16 protein-coding genes and 1 other RNA gene are annotated in these 16673 nt (G+C 67.9%); 8 read left to right on the top strand and 9 right to left on the bottom strand.

Annotated features, from left to right (window positions below; translation table 11 throughout):
* Window positions 1–43: 43 nt before the first annotated feature.
* On the top strand, window positions 44–916 hold the full coding sequence (locus tag H7F38_RS20860; protein ID WP_187091586.1) for an EamA family transporter: 873 nt from the start codon (window positions 44–46) through the stop codon (window positions 914–916).
* A 6-nt stretch (window positions 917–922) separates the two neighbouring features.
* Here H7F38_RS20860 and H7F38_RS20855 read toward each other — a convergent pair whose 3' ends face one another.
* The 7 genes from H7F38_RS20855 to H7F38_RS20825 all read right to left on the bottom strand — a co-directional run bounded on the left by H7F38_RS20855 (window position 923) and on the right by H7F38_RS20825 (window position 7647).
* Window positions 923–1468 carry a pyridoxamine 5'-phosphate oxidase family protein gene (locus H7F38_RS20855; protein ID WP_187091585.1) on the bottom strand — a complete coding sequence of 182 codons (546 nt, stop codon included), beginning with the start codon at window positions 1466–1468 and terminating at the stop codon, window positions 923–925.
* Between the two features lie 41 nt (window positions 1469–1509).
* Window positions 1510–2217, bottom strand: a complete 708-nt coding sequence (locus H7F38_RS20850) for a leucine-rich repeat domain-containing protein (protein ID WP_187091584.1) — start codon at window positions 2215–2217, stop codon at window positions 1510–1512.
* Window positions 2214–3104 (bottom strand): 3-methyl-2-oxobutanoate hydroxymethyltransferase, encoded by an 891-nt coding sequence (gene panB / locus H7F38_RS20845; RefSeq protein ID WP_187091583.1) that lies wholly within the window; start codon window positions 3102–3104, stop codon window positions 2214–2216. The genes H7F38_RS20850 and panB overlap by 4 nt, the downstream gene beginning before the upstream one ends.
* Before the next feature lie 51 nt (window positions 3105–3155).
* Complete coding sequence (panC, locus tag H7F38_RS20840; protein WP_187091582.1) at window positions 3156–3995, bottom strand: pantoate--beta-alanine ligase; 840 nt, start codon at window positions 3993–3995, stop codon at window positions 3156–3158.
* Complete coding sequence (locus H7F38_RS20835; protein ID WP_187091581.1) at window positions 3992–4813, bottom strand: DUF2520 domain-containing protein; 822 nt, start codon at window positions 4811–4813, stop codon at window positions 3992–3994. Before H7F38_RS20835 ends, panC begins: the two co-directional genes overlap by 4 nt.
* Before the next feature lie 103 nt (window positions 4814–4916).
* On the bottom strand, window positions 4917–5153 hold the full coding sequence (locus tag H7F38_RS20830) for a hypothetical protein (RefSeq protein ID WP_187091580.1): 237 nt from the start codon (window positions 5151–5153) through the stop codon (window positions 4917–4919).
* Between the two features lie 1246 nt (window positions 5154–6399).
* Entirely contained in the window at window positions 6400–7647 is a 1248-nt protein-coding gene (locus tag H7F38_RS20825; RefSeq protein WP_187091579.1) for a CpaF family protein, read from the bottom strand.
* 216 nt (window positions 7648–7863) lie between these two features.
* On the opposite strand from H7F38_RS20825, the gene H7F38_RS20820 reads away from it, so the two are divergent.
* The 7 genes from H7F38_RS20820 to ssrA all read left to right on the top strand — a co-directional run bounded on the left by H7F38_RS20820 (window position 7864) and on the right by ssrA (window position 14548).
* Window positions 7864–9738, top strand: a complete 1875-nt coding sequence (locus H7F38_RS20820) for an ABC transporter ATP-binding protein (RefSeq protein ID WP_187091578.1) — start codon at window positions 7864–7866, stop codon at window positions 9736–9738.
* Window positions 9739–9786: 48 nt separating this feature from the next.
* Window positions 9787–10776 carry a cytochrome c oxidase assembly protein gene (locus H7F38_RS20815; RefSeq protein ID WP_187091577.1) on the top strand — a complete coding sequence of 330 codons (990 nt, stop codon included), beginning with the start codon at window positions 9787–9789 and terminating at the stop codon, window positions 10774–10776.
* A gap of 45 nt (window positions 10777–10821) precedes the next feature.
* A complete protein-coding gene (gene hisN, locus H7F38_RS20810; protein ID WP_187091576.1) occupies window positions 10822–11619 on the top strand; it encodes a histidinol-phosphatase in 798 nt (265 codons plus the stop codon).
* Between the two features lie 97 nt (window positions 11620–11716).
* Window positions 11717–12406: a cell division ATP-binding protein FtsE gene (ftsE, locus tag H7F38_RS20805; protein WP_187091575.1), complete on the top strand. Its 690-nt coding sequence runs from the start codon at window positions 11717–11719 to the stop codon at window positions 12404–12406.
* Window positions 12407–12514: 108 nt separating this feature from the next.
* Window positions 12515–13417, top strand: coding sequence for a permease-like cell division protein FtsX (gene ftsX, locus H7F38_RS20800; protein WP_187091574.1), 903 nt, complete (start codon window positions 12515–12517; stop codon window positions 13415–13417).
* Window positions 13418–13542: 125 nt separating this feature from the next.
* Window positions 13543–14055, top strand: coding sequence for an SsrA-binding protein SmpB (gene smpB, locus H7F38_RS20795; protein ID WP_187091573.1), 513 nt, complete (start codon window positions 13543–13545; stop codon window positions 14053–14055).
* A 120-nt stretch (window positions 14056–14175) separates the two neighbouring features.
* Window positions 14176–14548, top strand: a transfer-messenger RNA (tmRNA) gene (gene ssrA / locus H7F38_RS20790).
* A gap of 141 nt (window positions 14549–14689) precedes the next feature.
* Here ssrA and H7F38_RS20785 read toward each other — a convergent pair.
* Together H7F38_RS20785 and H7F38_RS20780 are read right to left on the bottom strand one after the other, a co-directional pair.
* Window positions 14690–15289, bottom strand: a complete 600-nt coding sequence (locus H7F38_RS20785) for a DUF1003 domain-containing protein (RefSeq protein WP_187091572.1) — start codon at window positions 15287–15289, stop codon at window positions 14690–14692.
* Window positions 15282–16589, bottom strand: a complete 1308-nt coding sequence (locus tag H7F38_RS20780) for a magnesium transporter MgtE N-terminal domain-containing protein (RefSeq protein WP_187091571.1) — start codon at window positions 16587–16589, stop codon at window positions 15282–15284. Before H7F38_RS20780 ends, H7F38_RS20785 begins: the two co-directional genes overlap by 8 nt.
* Between the last annotated feature and the right edge of the window lie 84 nt (window positions 16590–16673).

Raw genomic sequence — 16673 nt, 5'->3', positions numbered from 1 at the left:
CCCTGTCGGGTGTGCCACTGCCCGATCGCGGGGTGAGCGGCAGGTGCCCGGCGGCGTAGTCGCCGTCGTGCTGGCCGCAGCGGTGCTGCACGTCCTGTGGAACACCCTCGTCAAGATCTCCGAGGACGGCTACCTGGCCACGGTGCTGATCGCCGGCGGCGGCGCCCTGCTGTGTGCCGCCGCACTACCGATGCTGCCGGCGATCAACGGCGCCGCCTGGATCAACGTCCTCGGATCCGTGGTGGCCCAGACCATCTACTACCCGCTGGTCGCGGCCGCCTACCGGGCCGGTGACATGAGTCAGACCTACCCGCTGATGCGGGGCACCGCGCCCCTCCTGGTCGCCGTCGTCAGTGGGCCCGTCATCGGGGAGCACCTGACCGGACCGGAATGGATCGGCGTCGGTCTGATCTGTTGCGGCATCTGGGGTATCGGGGCCGGTGGCCTGGTCGGGCGGTCGGCGGCACCGAGGACGGTCGGGCGTCGGTTCCGGGTGCCGAAGCCGATTCGACTGGCGCTGATCAATGCGGTGGTGATCGCGACCTACACGTTGATCGACGGCGCCGGGGCAAGAGCGTCCGGAGCACCTGCGACCTACACCGCGTGGATCTTCCTGTTCACCGCCCTGCCGATGGTGACCTGGACCCTGATCCGTCGTCCGCGCGTGCTGATGGGTGCGGTGAGCAAGCAGTGGTGGGTCGGGATCGGCGGCGGTGTCGCCAATGTCGGCGCCTACGGGTTGGTGCTCTGGGCGATGACCAGGGCCCCGGTGGCGGCGGTGGCGGCCCTGCGGGAGACCTCCATCCTGTTCGCCACCGTGACGTCGGTGCTCATCCTGAAGGAGAAGGCCGACCGGTACCGGATCGGCGCCGCGGTGGTGATCGCGACCGGGGCGATCGTGTTGCGGTTGGCCTAAGGGCCCTCAGACCAGGCCGGGAAGTCCGTCGAGGCTCGCGGAGTTCTTCTTCCGGCGGTATTCGGCAAGTCCGTCCTCGCCCTTGTTCGCGTTCCACAGGTCCAGTACGTCGCGATCCTGGACGTACGTCATGCGTGGGACGGCGTAGCCACACGAATCCGAGACCCGATGCACCGCAACCACGATCACCGATCGGACACCGGGATGCACGGTGAACCGGGGAATCAGGTCGGCGAAACGCGGATCGCCGGGCAGGACCACCTCACCGGTTCCGTGCAGGCGCACGATGTTGGGGCGCCCGTCGAAAGCCGTGAACATCAGGACGATGCGGCCGTTCTGCTGGAGGTGTGCGATCGTCTCCACACCGCTGCCGGTGACGTCGAGGTAGGCGACGGTGTGTTCGTCCAGCACCGCGAAGGTGCCGGCCATGCCCTTGGGCGAGACGTTGATGAGCCCGTCGCCTTCCAGCGGCGCCGTCCCGACGATGAACATCGGCTGCGCCGTCAACCATGTCGCCAGTTGTTGATCGATTCCGTCGAAGACCTTTCCCATGGGCGGAGCCTATCGGTCCGGACGCGTGCGGTGGCCCGGCTTCAGCAGTGCACGAGAACGCCGCGTGCCCGGAGCGACTCGACGACCGGGTCGTCCTGGGCGATGCGGTTCCACCGCAGGTCCAGTTTGTCCAGGCAGGGCAGTGCAGCAAGGAACTCCGGCGCCGAGTCGATGGCGTTCTGACGCAGGTCCAGCTCCCGCAGGCGGGGAAGGCCGGCCAGCGAGGGCGGCACGGCCGATAGGCGGTTGTCCCGCAGGTTGACGAAGCGCAGGTTCCGCAGTCGGGCGGTCTGCTCCGGAAGATCGGTCAGCAGATTCGAGCGCAGGTGCAGTTCGCGCAGTTGGACCAGGCCGGCCAGGGTCTCCGGCAGCGCCTCGAGGCCGGTCGATTCGGCGCGCAACTCGGCCAGCACCGTCAGGCCGCACAGCGCATCGCCCCACCGGGACAGCGGGTTCAGGTTGACGTTGAGGTAGACCAACCGCGAGAGATCACCGATCTCGGGTCGGAGTTCGGTGATGCGATTGGCGTGCAGGTAGAGGTACTCGAGCGCCCCGCACCGGCCGATCTCGAAGGGCAGACCCTGGAGTTGGTTCCCGGCCAGGTCCAGCACCCGCAGTCGGGTCAGCGCGCCCACGGCTCCGGGCACCACGGTCAGACGGTTGTCGTGGAGGTAGAGATGGGTGGTCGCTGGCTCCACGGCCGGCCAGGCACGGAGCCCCCGCCGGCCGCAGTCGGTCACCGCAGTCATTCGTCCAGGGTCTCGGCGAAGCGGGCCAGCTGGACCGGATCGATCGAGTAGCCGTGTTCGGCCGCCGGGTAGCGGCCGGCCCTGACGTCGGCGGCGTAGGCGGCGACGCCGGCGTCCATCGCATCCTGGAGATCGGCGTACCGCTTGACGAAACGGGCGCCCTCGCCGGCCCTGATACCCAGTAGGTCGTGGAACACCAGGACCTGGCCGTCGGTATCGGGACCGGCCCCGATACCGATCACCGGGATCGATATCCGTGGCATCAGGGCGGCAGTGACCGCATTGGGTACCGCCTCGAACACCATGCTGAAGCAGCCGGCCTCCTGCAGGGCCAGGGCCCCCCGGGCGATCGCGATCGCCGATTCGGCGCTGCGGCCCTGCGCCTTGTAGCCGCCGAGCGCGGTGGCGGTCTGGGGGGTCAGTCCGACGTGGCCCATCACCGGCACGCCGGCACCGACCACGGCTGCAGCGCGCTGGACGGACATCGAGCCGCCGCCCTCGAGCTTCACCGCGTCGGCTCCCGCCTCCTTGACGAAGCGGACCGCGGTCGCCACGGCCTGCTGGTCGCTCACCTCGTACGAGCCGAACGGGAGGTCCGCGACCAGCAGCGCACCGGTCGTCCCGCGCCGGGTGGCGGCGGTCAGCATCAGCATCTCCTCGATGCCGACGGCCACGGTGCTCGGATACCCCAGGACCGTCATCGCCCCGGAGTCGCCGACGAGCACGATGTCGACTCCGGCCGCCTCAGCGGCGCGCGCACTGGGGTAGTCGTAGGCGGTGACCATGACGATCGGCACGCGAGAGAGCTTGAGCGACTGCAGGTGTGGAATGGTGACCACCGACCGCGCACTGGTCGGTCCGCTGGGTGGCGCTGGCTTGCTGGACATCGGGAGGGGTGCCTCTCTCGTGGAGTGTTCGCCGCTGCTGCCACACGATCGTCACTGCAGGACGATGTTGTCGATCAATCGGGTCCGGCCCACCAACGCGGCGACGACCAGCACCGCGCGACGTGACGGTACGTCGACGACCTGACGGAAGTCGGCGCCGTCGACGACGGCGAGATATTCGGCGGTGATGGAGTAGTGATCCAGGACCGTCGCTGCGGAGGCCACGATGGCCTCGGCGGACTCGCCGAGCTCGAAGGCCGCTCGACCGGTTTGCAGGGCCTGGTTCAGACCCAGCGCCATCGAGCGGTCGTCCGGCGTCAACCGCACGTTGCGGCTGGACATCGCCAAGCCGTCGGACTCGCGGACGGTCGGCACGTCCACGATCTGCACCTCGATGTCCAGGTCTGCGACCAGCGCCTGGACGACACGCAGTTGCTGGGCGTCCTTCTGGCCGAAGTAGGCCCGGTCGGGTCGGATCATCATGAGCAGTTTGGTGACGACCGTCGTCACCCCGTGGAAGTGCCCGGAGCCGCGGTGCGCACCTTCGAAGGTCTCGACGATCGGACCGGCCAGCGAGACCGTCGCGCTGAAGCCGGTGGGGTACACCTCGTCGACGGTCGGCGCGAAATAGATTTCCACGCCGGCGTTTTCGGCATGTGCACGGTCCTGCGCGTCGGTGCGCGGATAGGCCGCGAGATCGGCCGGATCGTTGAACTGAGCGGGGTTGACGAAGACCGACAGCACCACCACGTCGTTGTCCTGACCGGCCCGACGCAGCAGCTCCAGATGTCCCTGGTGCAGGGCCCCCATGGTGGGCACGAACCCGATCGACCCGGTGCGGTGCGGCGCCAGGGCGTGGCGAAGAGCGCTGACGGTGTTGACGACGATCACTGCGTTGTCCCTGTGCTGGAGGATGTTTCATCGGGATGCGACTGCGCCAACTGGTGCGTGGAGACGACAAGTGCGTCGAACATGGGCAGCAGCTCGGGAGTCCGCGCTGCGACGACCTGTCGGTGTGAATCCACGACGGCCCGATCTCCGCGGGCGACGGGCCCGGTCAACGCGGCCGCGCCCTGCACTCCCCAGTTCTCCAGTGCTGCACGGGCCAGGGGAAGCAGCACCGCCCGGTCGATGCCCGCGGTTCGCAGGAGAGCGGCGGCTGCGGACTCCAGGGTGACCAGGAAGTTGGCCGCCATCGCGGTGGCTGCGTGGTAGGCCGTGCGATCGGACTCGGCGACGGTGAACGGCCGCATCCCGAGCCGCCGGGCCAGGTCGCGGGCGACCGCGAGGGCGGGTGGATCGGTGCCGGCGACGGCAGCGGCGGTCCCCGCCAGGACGTCGGGGGAGGTCTGCGCCGTGAACGTCATGACCGGATGCATCGAGAAGCCGCGGCGGGAGCCGAGCGCGGACAGTCCGGTGGCCCCGGAGCAATGACCGACCAGCGGGCCAGGACGGATCAGGGCTGCGGCGGAGGCGATGGCGGCGTCGGGGACACACAGCAGGACGATGCCGTCGCCGGGCTCGCCGGGGTAGCCGCGCGGGTGCGGACCGCTGCACGGGTATCCGGCCGCGCGTAGTGCCTGGACCAGCACTGATCCCAATCGGCCGCCGCCGACGACCGCGACCGTGCCGGGGTGGTGGGTGTCCTCGCCCACGACTTTCGCTGCCGCGGACAGGCTTGTCGACCCACTGCCCGACCGCTGTGTCATATCCGAATCCTGCCCTATTGCCGGCAGCCCTGACGCCAGTTGCCGGCCACGGGATCACGCGGCGGACGTCGTGGTCCAGCGCGGGTTGGCGGCTGGGGAGGGGTCAGCTGCGGGAGGCCAGTTCCTTCGCGACGTTGTAGCACTCGGCCAGCTCGCCGTCGGCGTGATTGTTCGCGCAGCGAAGTTCGTAGGTCATCATCACCACGCGCGGTACCCAGCTGTACGCGGTCGGCGTGTTGCCGTTGATCTGGAGCATGGATTTGATCTCCGACTCGACCCTTCGCTGCGCCCTGGCCCCGATCGCGGGCACGGTCGACTTCTGCTTCGTGGCGATACTCATGACGTCCTTCAGGTTGTCTGGTGCGTTGACTTGTCTGGTGCTTTGACGGTTCCCGGCGCGGAGCGCAGCAGGACCGGTACGTGAACCCCCTGCGCACCATTGCTGTAGAAGTTTAACCCTGCGAACGATCAGTTTGTTCCACCTGCATCGGAGTTCGGGACCGGCGGTGGGATGGCACTGACCGGGGGAGGGTCCGCACGACCTCCCCATTGTCGGCACCGGCACCGTCACGATCGCTGACCGCTGCGACAGAGCAAGTATTTGTTCGTCTGATTTCGGGCTCCAAAAATTGTGACCGTCCTGTGACCTGGGGGTGGCTCGAAATGGCGCCTTTTCGGGGTCGGCTGTCGGTGCCCGCCGATAAAGTGGTGGATACGGGGACAGCCGGATTCGTCGATTCCGACCAGGCCAAACAATTGGTTCGGTCGGCGATGAACGCCGTCACCGAATTTGCGGGACGGCGCGTTCTGGAAGATCGGCGCCGACGATCTGCTGACGTTGGGTCAGGAACTGGAAACACTGTCCCGGACGGTGCATACGGTCAAGGTGCACCTCGCGGGGGAGGTCGACACCCAAGCGATGGCGACACCCCGGGGGTGCCCCTGGACGGCGTCGCTGCTACGGCAGGTGCTGGTGATCTCCCCGACGGAGGCCCACAGCCGGGTCCGATCGTCCCGGGTGGGGGTAGTGAGGTCCTGGATGTCGGACGCTCCCGAAGGACGTCTACGCGGGGGATGCGCCGGGCGATCAAGGCCTGCGACCGGGGCTGCGTCTGGTCCGGCTGCGACCGGTCGACGCATTGGTGCGATGTTCACCACGTGAATCGGTTCGTCCGGGATCTGGGGGAGACGAACGTCCACACCGGGGTGCTGCTCTGCGGTTTTCATCACGACGAAATCCACCAAGCGCAATGGACCATCCGATTCGCCGCCGACGGCCACCCGGAACTGATCCCCTGCCGTGGATCGACAGAAGTCAACGCCCCCGCCGCAACCAGATGCACTATTCACGAGACCTGGTCGACTCGTAGCACCGTCACGCAGGCTGCATGGATCAACTTCGCCCTTTTGGGACGGGTGGGACAGAAGTCATCACTTTCGTCCATGCCTGGGAAGTTGATCCACGCCTGGGAAGTTGATCCACGCCAGACGAGGGGAATCCACGCCAGGCAAAGTGGATCCACGCCAGACGAGTGGGTGACCCGGGCCCGGGAAGGGGATCCAGGCGCCCCGGTCGGTGGGAACGCTCAGAACCGGGCGTTGTCCTGGCGTGATCCGGCCAACAACGCCGGGAGGTCGATGCCGTGCCGGACGAATCGGTCGGCGTGCGGAGGATAGCCATCGGCGCGCACCAACTCGTCACCGCGCGAGGTGAAGATGTCGGCGATCTCGATGACGCCGCTCTCGACCCGGCCGGGCAGCGCGACGATCTCCCGGACCCGGCGGTGCCCGTTCGGGTCGATGCCCAACTGGACGACGAGATCGACCGATGTGGCGACCGTCGGCACCACGAAGGCGGCCGTGACGTTCTCACCGGCCAGCAGCGGGAGCGTGCACAGCTTGATCACCGCCTCGCGGGCGGAGTTGGCGTGCACGCTGCACATGCCGGGCAGGCCCGAGTTGAGTGCGATCAGCAGATCGAGCGACTCCTCCTGACGGACCTCGCCGACGATAATCCGCGACGGGCGCATCCGCAGCGCTTCCTTGATCAGCCGGCGCAGCCGGATCTCGCCCTGACCCTCCAGGTTCGGCTGCCGTGTCTGCATGGCCACCACGTCGGGCAGGTTGGGCCGCAGTTCGAAGACCTCCTCACAGGTGATCACCCGCTCCCGCGGCGGGATCGAGTTGATCAACGTGTTCAACAGGGTCGTCTTGCCCGCCTGGGTGCCGCCGGCCACGATCACGTTCAGCCCGGCGATGATCGAGGCCTCCAGGAAGCGGGCGGCGTGCGCCGTCATCGACCCGCGCGCCACCAGGTCCTCCAGTCCGTTGGCCGCGACGATGAACTTGCGGATGTTCAGGGACAGGTGCTCGCGGGTGATGTCCGGGATGACGGCGTGCAGCCGCGACCCGTCGGGCAGCAGGGCATCGACGAAGGGGGAGGACAGGTCCAACCGGCGCCCCGAGGGCTTGAGCATGCGTTCGACGAGGTCACGGAGTTCCCCCGGGGCCAGGACGGTGGTGGTCAGCTCGGAGATGCCGTTGCGCGCGATGAACACCTTGCCCGGCTGGTTGACCCAGATCTCCTCGATCTCGCGGTCGTCGAGGAAGCGCTGCAGTGGGCCGAAGCCGGCCAGGGCGTCGAAGACGAAGCGGGCGGCGCCGGGCCGGTCGATCAGCGGGGGCAGGGAGGAGTTCGGCACGCGCTCCTCGTAGTGGCCGATCACCTCGTCGATCAGGGCCCGGGTGGATCGTTGGTCGGAGATGGGATCCACCCCGCGTCTGCGGATCAGCTCGCGGACCTCGTCGTGGATGTGTTCGGTGGCGGTCGCCATCGGTGTACCCCCCTCGGGTTGACCTGACGGTAACCCGAATGGCGGCACCCGGGCCAGGATTGCCCACATCCGGCGGCGCGGACCCGGGGGGACGCATGCCCTGAGCAGAAGAGCCCGGGAACCGCCGCGCGCCGTGCTTTGCTCAACGGGAGGGAACGGAATCCGGACCGGGCTTGTTGACCGGCGGGAGAGCGGAGCGAGAGGGAGGTGGCGGACATGTCGGGACCGATGGGCGGCGCGTCGATGGCGGCGTTGCGGGCGATGCACCGGGACGATTCGGTGGCCGATCACAAGCTGTCGCCGGGGATCGCGAAACGGATCCTCGGGTTCGCCCGGCCGTATCGCAAGGAACTGACGCTGTTCCTGGCCGTCACGGTGTTCTCCGCCGTCATCGCGGTGGCGACGCCGCTGCTGGCCGGCAACGTGGTGAACCAGATCAGCGGTCACGGGAGCCTGCGCACGATCGTGATCCTGGCCCTGGTGATCGCCATCCTGGCCATCGTCGACACCGGCAACTCGCTGGTGTCCCGCTTCTACTCCTCGCGCATCGGCGAGGGCCTGATCTACGACATGCGCAGCAAGGTCTTCGACCACGTGCAGAAGATGTCGCTGTCGTTCTTCACCCGGACGCAGACCGGGGCACTGGTCAGCCGGCTGAACAACGACGTCATCGGCGCGCAGCAGGCCTTCACCTCTACCCTGTCCGGGATCGTCTCCAACGTCATCGGGCTGGTGCTCACCGCCGGGGTGATGTTCACGCTCTCCTGGCAGGTGACGGTCCTCTCCCTGATCCTGTTGCCCGTGTTCGTGCTGCCGGCCAGGGCTTTCGGGCGCAAGCTGCAGACCCTGACGCGGGAGTCCTACGGCCTCAACGCATCGATGACCACGACGATGACGGAACGGTTCAATGTTTCTGGCGCGCTGCTGGTGTCGCTGTTCGGTCGGCCGGTGGAGGAGTCCAGATCGTTCTCCGAGCGGGCCGGCCGGGTGCGGGACATCGGTGTGACGACGGCCATGTACGGCCGTACCTTCATCGCCGCGCTGACCCTGGTGGCGGCGCTGGCGCAGGCCCTGACCTACGGGCTCGGCGGAGCACTCGCCCTCTCCGGGTCGCTGAACGCCGGCTCGGTGGTCGCGCTGGCCCTGCTCCTGACGCGCCTGTACGGCCCGCTGACCGCCCTGTCGAACGTCCGGGTCGACGTCATGAGCGCTCTGGTCTCGTTCGAAAGAGTCTTCGAGGTAATGGATCTCGAGCCGATGATCCAGGAGAAGCCGGGAGCGGTGGTGATGGCCAAGGGCTCGCGGGCCGTCGAATTCATCGACGTCCAGTTCGCCTATCCGAGCGCCGCAGAGGTGTCGCTCGCCTCGTTGGAGAGCATCTCGGTTCCCGACCACAGCCCACGGCACTCCGTCCTGCACGGGGTCAGTTTTCGCGCCGAAGCCGGTCAGCTGGTGGCCCTGGTCGGCCCGTCGGGGGCCGGGAAGACGACCATCTCCCAGCTCGTTCCTCGGATCTACGACGCCGATTCCGGCTCGGTGCGGATCGGCGAGATCGACGTGAAAGACGCCACCCTGCAGTCACTCCGGGACTCCATCGGGGTGGTCGCCCAGGACGCGCACATGTTCCACGACACGATCAGGGCGAACCTGCTCTACGCCAGACCGGCGGCCACCGAGGAAGAGTTGGTCGAAGCGCTCCGGGCGGCCCAGATCTGGCCGTTGGTCAGCTCGCTGCCCGAAGGCCTGGAGACGGTGGTCGGCGACCGCGGACACCGGCTGTCCGGTGGGGAGAAGCAGCGGCTGGCGATCGCCAGGGTCCTGCTCAAGGCGCCCGACGTGGTCATCCTCGACGAGGCCACCGCCCACCTGGACAGCGAGTCCGAGGCGGCCGTCCAGAAGGCCCTGTCGGCCGCCCTCACCGGCCGGACGTCGCTGGTCATCGCGCACCGGCTGTCCACCGTGAGGACCGCCGACCAGATCCTGGTGATCGACGGTGGCAAGGTGGTGGAGTCTGGCCGTCATGCGGACCTGATCGCGCAGAACGGACTCTACGCAGACCTCTACCGCACGCAGTTCGAGCACCAGGCCTGAGCGGTGCCGCGCCCTGACTGGCGAGCGCTGCGCACGAGGAGGTGGAACATGGGAGTCGTGCACACCTTCGCCGCCCCGACGGCTGCGCCCGGCGGGCTGAGCGTCCTGACCGAGTGGCGACCGGACTACGTCATGATCGTCGTCACCGCGCTCGTCGCCTTCGGCTACCTCCGCACCCGTCGCACCGCAGCAACCCGCGGCATCGAGTGGGCCCGTCGCCGGGACGTGGTGTTCTGGATCGGGATCCTCGCCACGGTGTGGACGACCAACGGCTTCCCGGAGGCGCGCAGCTACCAGTTGATGTGGGTCTGGATGGCGCAGGAGCTGCTGCTGCTGCTGGTCGTGCCGATCATCCTCATGTCGGCCCAACCGGTGTCCCTGGTCACCGCGGTCCACGGCCCTGACAATCCGATCGCCTGTGCGCTGCGGACCAGGACGCTCCGATTCCTGGGGAGTCCCCTGGTCAGCCCGGTGCTGGTGCCGGTGCTCTGCATGCTGCTGATCTTCGGTGGCCTCGGCGCCTTCGCGGTCAGTTCGGTCCCGGCCGGCGGGCTGGTGCACCTGATCCTGCTCGCCGCCGGCGTGCTGGTCGCGCTTCCGCTGGTCAATACCGACGACCAGCGGAGTTCGCTCGCGGTCGGGCTGTCGCTCGCCGTCGGGTTCGTCGAACTGATCCTGGACGCCTTCCCCGGGATCGCACTGAGGTTCCAGACCCACATGACGCTGGTCCACTTCGCCACCGACCGTCCGGCGTTCTCGCCCGTTCCGATCGACGACCAGCACATCGCCGGCGGGATGCTGTGGGTCGTCGCGGAGATCCTCGACCTACCGTTCCTGATCCTGGCGGCCGGCCGCTGGATCAAGGCGGACGCGAGGGACGCGGCCAAGATCGATGCCGAACTCGACGCCCGTCAGCACTGGGCGGCCGACGGGGAGCCGGTGTCCGAACCCTCGGTCGACCGCCCGTGGTGGCTCGACGACCCAGGCCTGCAGGATCGCTTCGGAGGCCAGAAACCCCCGTTCCGTCCTGCAGAGTGAGCGCAATAGCGAGCACTTTGCAGGACCCAACGGGTAACTTGCATCGTGACTGCAACCCATGCCGATGACCTGTCCCTCGCCCTCCGGCTCGCCGACGCAGCCGACGCCATCAGCCTCGACCGGTTCGGGGCCTCGGACCTGGAGGTCACCTCCAAGCCCGACCTGACGCCGGTGTCGGACGCCGACCTGGCGGTGGAGACCGCGATGCGGGAGCTCCTGACGCGCGAGCGGCCTGCGGACACCGTCATCGGTGAGGAGTTCGGCGGTGCGGCCGAGGCGAGGTCCGACGGTCGGCGTTGGGTTATCGACCCGATCGACGGGACCAAGAACTTCGTCAGGGGCGTACCGGTCTGGGCCACGTTGATCGCGCTGTTCGACGGTGACGACGTGGTGGTCGGCGTCGTGTCGGCGCCGGCGATGGCCCGGCGATGGTGGGCGGGAAACGGTGGGGGAGCGTTCACCCAGTTCGCCGGCGGCGCGGTCCAGCCGTGCCGGGTGTCCGGGGTCGCGAACCTCTCCGACGCCTCCCTGACGTACTCGGACCTGCCGGAATGGCAGGCGGACGGTCGTGGCGCCCAGTTCGCCGAACTGCTCCGCGAGTGCTGGCGGACCCGCGGGTACGGCGACTTCCTCCCCTACATGCTGGTGGCGCAGGGGTCCGCCGAGATCGCCGCCGAACCGGAGCTGAGCCTCTGGGACCTGGCCGCCCTGGTGCCGGTGGTCCGGGAGGCCGGTGGTGTGTTCACCGATGTGGACGGGGTGCCGATCGGGCAGCAGAGCGTCAGCGCCCTGGCCACCAACGGACTGCTGCACGGCCACGTGACGGCCCGCCTCGCACGCTGATCCGCCGCGGTGTTCCAGGTCGCCGGCAGCGCAAAGTCGGCCGTCGCCACGGCCAGGTCACACAGAGATAACGACAACCGGAAGTACAATTGCGCCTGTGATTCACCTGTCCCACGTGTCCAAGAGCTACAAGACGTCCACGCGCCCCGCCCTGGACGACGTCTCCATCGACGTCGACAAGGGGGAGTTCGTCTTCGTCATCGGACCTTCCGGTTCGGGCAAGTCGACGTTCCTGCGACTGGTGCTGCGCGAGGACGTTCCGACCACCGGCCAGATCCAGGTCGCGGGCAAGGACCTGGTGAAACTACGTCGCTCCAAGGTGCCGTCGCACCGTCGACGCCTCGGATGCGTCTTCCAGGATTTCCGCCTGCTGACGAACAAGACCGTCGAACAGAACGTCGGGTTCGCCCTCGAGGTGATCGGGCGTCCGCGGGCCGCCATCAAGAAGATCGTCCCGGAAGTGCTGGAACTGGTGGGGCTGGACGGCAAGGCCCGCCGGTTGCCGCACGAGCTCTCCGGCGGTGAGCAGCAGCGGGTCGCGATCGCCAGAGCCTTCGTCAACCGGCCGCTGCTGCTGCTCGCGGACGAACCGACCGGCAACCTGGACCCCGACACCAGTGCCGACATCATGTTGCTGCTGGAGCGGATCAACCGCACCGGGACCACCGTGCTGATGGCCACCCACGACAACAACATCGTCGACTCCATGCGCCGCCGGGTGATCGAACTGCAACTGGGCAAAGTGGTCCGCGACGAGTCGCGCGGCGTCTACGGCGTCGGTCGCTGACCGACAACCTGCTGCACCAAGAGATTTCCACCGCCTTCATCAACTGCAGGACCGCCAGCGCGTTGGCCGTCGCCGTTGGCGATGCGTCACACGCTGCGAGAGGAACAAATGCGAGCCGGATATGTGTTCAGCGAGGTCCTGACCGGTCTCCGCCGGAACATCACGATGACCGTCGCGATGATCCTGACGACGGCGATCTCGCTGAGTCTGCTCGGTGGGGGCCTGATCGTGGCCAGGGTGTCCCAGGCCACCCAGGTCCTCTACGGGGACAAGGTCGAGGTGATCATCTACCTGAATGCAGATCTTTCGAACAAGGACCCGAACTGCACCGCCGTCATCTGCCAGAACATCTCGGCCTCGCTCAAGAAGAACGCCGACGTCGAACTGTCCACCTACCAGACCCAGGCCGACGCCTTCCAGCAGTACAAGGCACGGTTCGCGGGCCAGCCGGAGATGCTGGCGATCGTGCAGCAGGACGCACTGCCGGCGTCGTTCCACGTGAAGCTGCACGATCCGCAGCGCTTCAAGGTGATCTCGCAGCAGTTCACCGGTCTGCCCGGGGTCGACTCCGTCAACGACCAGAGTGCCTTCCTCAACAAGCTGTTCGGCCTGCTCAACGGGGTGCGCAACCTGGCCATCATCGTGGCCCTGATCCAGGCCTTCGCGGCGCTGCTGCTGATCTCCAACATGGTGCAGATCGCGGCGTACACCCGGCGGACCGAGACCTCGATCATGCGGCTGGTCGGGGCGTCGCGATGGCGGACCCAACTGCCGTTCATGATCGAGGCGGTGGTCGCCGGGGTCATCGGCGCGCTGCTGTCGATCGGGCTCCTGGTGGTCGCCAAGGTGACCTTCGTCGACAAGCTGCTGGGGTCGGTGATCAACTCAGGAGTGCTCGCGCCGCTGACCGGTACCGATCTGGTCGCGGTGGCGCCGTGGTTGCTGCTGGCCGGCGCAGGCCTCGCCGCGATCTCCGGCTACGTCACCCTCCGGCTCTACGTCCGCATCTGACCGGCCCCGACCGGTGATCTGACCGGCCCGGCCGGTGATCCACCTGCCCCGGTCGGTGGAAGGCTTCGGCAGGCTGAGCGGCTCCGCTCCCACGCACCGGCGCGGCCGACTAGGCTGGAGCAGCTATGGCAACCGACAAGAAGAAGGCAGACCGGGCGAACGAGGCCCGCAACCTGGGGCGTTCGCTCATTGCCTCCAACCGCAAGGCCCGTCACGACTACACGATCACCGACACCTACGAGGCCGGGATCTCGCTGACGGGTACCGAGGTGAAGTCGCTGCGGGCCGGACGGGCCTCGCTGATCGACGGTTTCGCGACCGTCTCGGACGACGAGGTCTGGCTGCGCAACGTGCACATCGCCGAGTACGCCGAAGGTACCTGGACCAACCATGCACCCCGGCGGGCCCGCAAGCTGCTGCTGCACCGTTCGGAGATCGACAAGCTGATGCAGAAGCTGCGCGAAGGCGGGGTGGCCCTGATCCCGCTGTCGATGTACTTCTCCGGCGGCAAGGTCAAGGTCGAGATCGCGCTCGGGCGGGGCAAGAAGGAATACGACAAGCGTCAGACCCTGGCCAAGCGCGACTCCGATCGCGAGATCGCCAAGTACGCCGGACGTCGCGCCAAGGGCATGGCCTGACGGCCCTCATCCCGTCCGTCAGACTCGCGACGCCGCGAGACTTTCGACGAAAGCGTGCGACATCGGATCGGCGGACCAGGTAGGCTGAGCATGCTTGTCTCCCCGAATGCTTTCGGGCATGGGGGTGATTGGTCTCGACAGCGGCTGTCGAGTGAGGTGAAGCGGGCCGAGGAAGGCAACGATGATCTCGTTAACCATCCGTTGCAAAAAAATCAAGCGCCGACAACAGTCAGCGCGAGTTCGCCCTCGCCGCCTGAGCGAGTAGCGACTCCGTCAGTCCGGGTGTTCCTCCGACCCGGATACTGGCGCCGTTAAGGAGGATTACCGAAAGATCCGGTAGCGGGATTTTTAGGGACATCAAACAGCTACTGGGCCTGTCACACCAGCACGTTCGCATGACTGGTGGGGTCGAGTAGAGACAACGCGAGCTGCGCCCGGAGAAGCCCTCACAACACAACGTTGGACGCGGGTTCGATTCCCGCCACCTCCACAGTGATGTGGTCCGCAGCGAAGGCCCCACCCGATCCGGGTGGGGCCTTCGATGTTTCAAGGGGGGCGGCGTTCCAAGGTCCGTGTTGCAGGGGCCCGGTGTTGCAGGGGCCCGGTGTGGCACGGGCCGCACGTCGAGCCCCGGTCAGGGACTCGTCGGATCGCCGTCCGGCACCGTGGTGGTGTCCTCGTTGACCGCACCCTTCGCGGCGAGCGTCGCCTTGGCCGGTGACTTCGGTTTCACGGACGCCTTGTCCCGCTTCGGTTTTCCAGCGGAACCCTCGTCGAGGTCGACCCGGAGCCGGTCCAGTTCACTGCGCAGGTAGTCGCGGGTGGCGATCTCCCCGATGGCGATGCGGAGGGCGGCCAGTTCGCGCGCCAGGTACTCGGTGTCCGCCTTGGTCTGCGAGGCACGGTTGCGGTCCTCGTCCAGCGAGATCCGGTCCCGGTCGTCCTGCCGGTTCTGGGCCAGCAGGATCAGCGGCGCCGCGTAGGCGGCCTGCGTGGAGAACGCCAGGTTCAGCAGGATGAAGGGGTACGGATCCCAGGCCAGCTTCACGGCGACGATGTTCAGGGTGATCCAGATGATCACCAGGAGCGTCTGCCAGAACAGGAAGGTCCCCGTACCGAGGAACCGCGCAAGACTCTCCGAGAACCGGCCGAAGGTCTCCGGATCGATGTCGAAGGTGAATCTTCGATTGCTGCGGGGCTGGTCGAGCCGGCGTCCCCGGCGCGCCTCAGGCACGGCCGGTTCCCTTCATCCGGGCCGAGGTCCGCGAGCGGGCGGGCATGTCACCGAGACCCAGCTCCCGCCAGTTGTCCGGTAGCAGGTGGTCGAGGACGTCGTCGACGGTGACCGCCCCGAGCAGATGCTCCTCGTCGTCCACCACGGGCGCACAGACCAGGTTGTAGGCCGCGAAGAACCTGGTCACCTCGGCCAGGCTGGCGTCGGCCGACATCCGGGCCATCTCCTTGTCCACCGCACCGGCGACCAGGTCGAACGGCGGCTCCCGCAGCAGCCGCTGCGTGTGCACCGAACCGAGGTAACGGCCGGTCGGGGTCGCCTGCGGTGGGCGGCAGACGAACACCATCGAGGCCAGAGCGGGCGTCAGGCCGGGGGCTCTCACCCTCGCGAGGGCCTCTGCGATGGTGGCATCCGGGGTGAGCACGATCGGTTCCGGCGTCATCAGACCACCGGCGGTGTCGAACGAATACTGCAGCAACCGGCGGACCGGGGCCGACTCCTCCGGTTCCATCAGCTCCAGCAGGCGCTCCTGCATCCCGGAGGGGAGTTCGGCCAACAGGTCGGCGGCATCGTCGGGATCCATCGCCTCCAGGATGTCGGCGGCCCGCGCCTCGTCGAGGTGGGTGAGCAGGTCCTTCTGGTCCTCCTCGGGCAGCTCCTCGATGACGTCGGCCAGCCGGTCGTCGTCCAGGGCGTCTGCGACCTCGTACCGCCGGGCCAACGGCAGGTCGCGCAGCACGGTCGCGGCATCCGCAGCCCGGATGCCCTCGAACGAGGCCAGCAACTGTTGGGTGCCCAGCGTGGTGTTGTCCGTGAGGTCGGTGAGATCCGTTCCCCTGACGTCGGTCCAGTTGAGGACCTGGACGGCCGACCGCCTCGTCAGCAGGCCGGTGCGCTCGCGGACGGCCAACCTGGTCACGACCCAGTCCCTGGTCCTGGTCCGCTCCATGGAGGCGTCGATCACCGTCGCCGGGCCGGCCGTGGTGGCCAGCCGGACCTTCTTGTCGATGAGCTGACCGATCACGAGCACCTCGGTGCGGCGCTGCTCGAACCGGCGGAGGCTGACGGACCCGGTGGAGAGCGCGACCGCGTGCGATTCCAGCGAGGTCACCCTCAGCATCGGTACGAAGATCGGCCGGCGCGTGGGCAGTTCGACGACGATGCCGAGCACCCTGGGCGGTTTCCGGTCCAGACGCAGCGCAGCGACGATGTCCCGGACCTTGCCGATGGACTCGCCCCCGGGGCCGAACACGGGGAGCCCGGCCAGCTGGGCGACGAAGACGCGCTGGGTACCTGCCACCCGCTCAGACTAGGGCCACCCAGGGGCGATACCGACCTGCGGGGCGCGCGTCGGCGAGGCGGTGGCCGACGGGCGTTCACATCG

The organism is Nakamurella sp. PAMC28650 (assembly GCF_014303395.1).
Taxonomy (GTDB): domain Bacteria; phylum Actinomycetota; class Actinomycetes; order Mycobacteriales; family Nakamurellaceae; genus Nakamurella.
The sequence above is the reverse complement of the archived record's forward strand: the minus strand, read 5'-3'. Positions and strand labels throughout refer to the sequence as shown.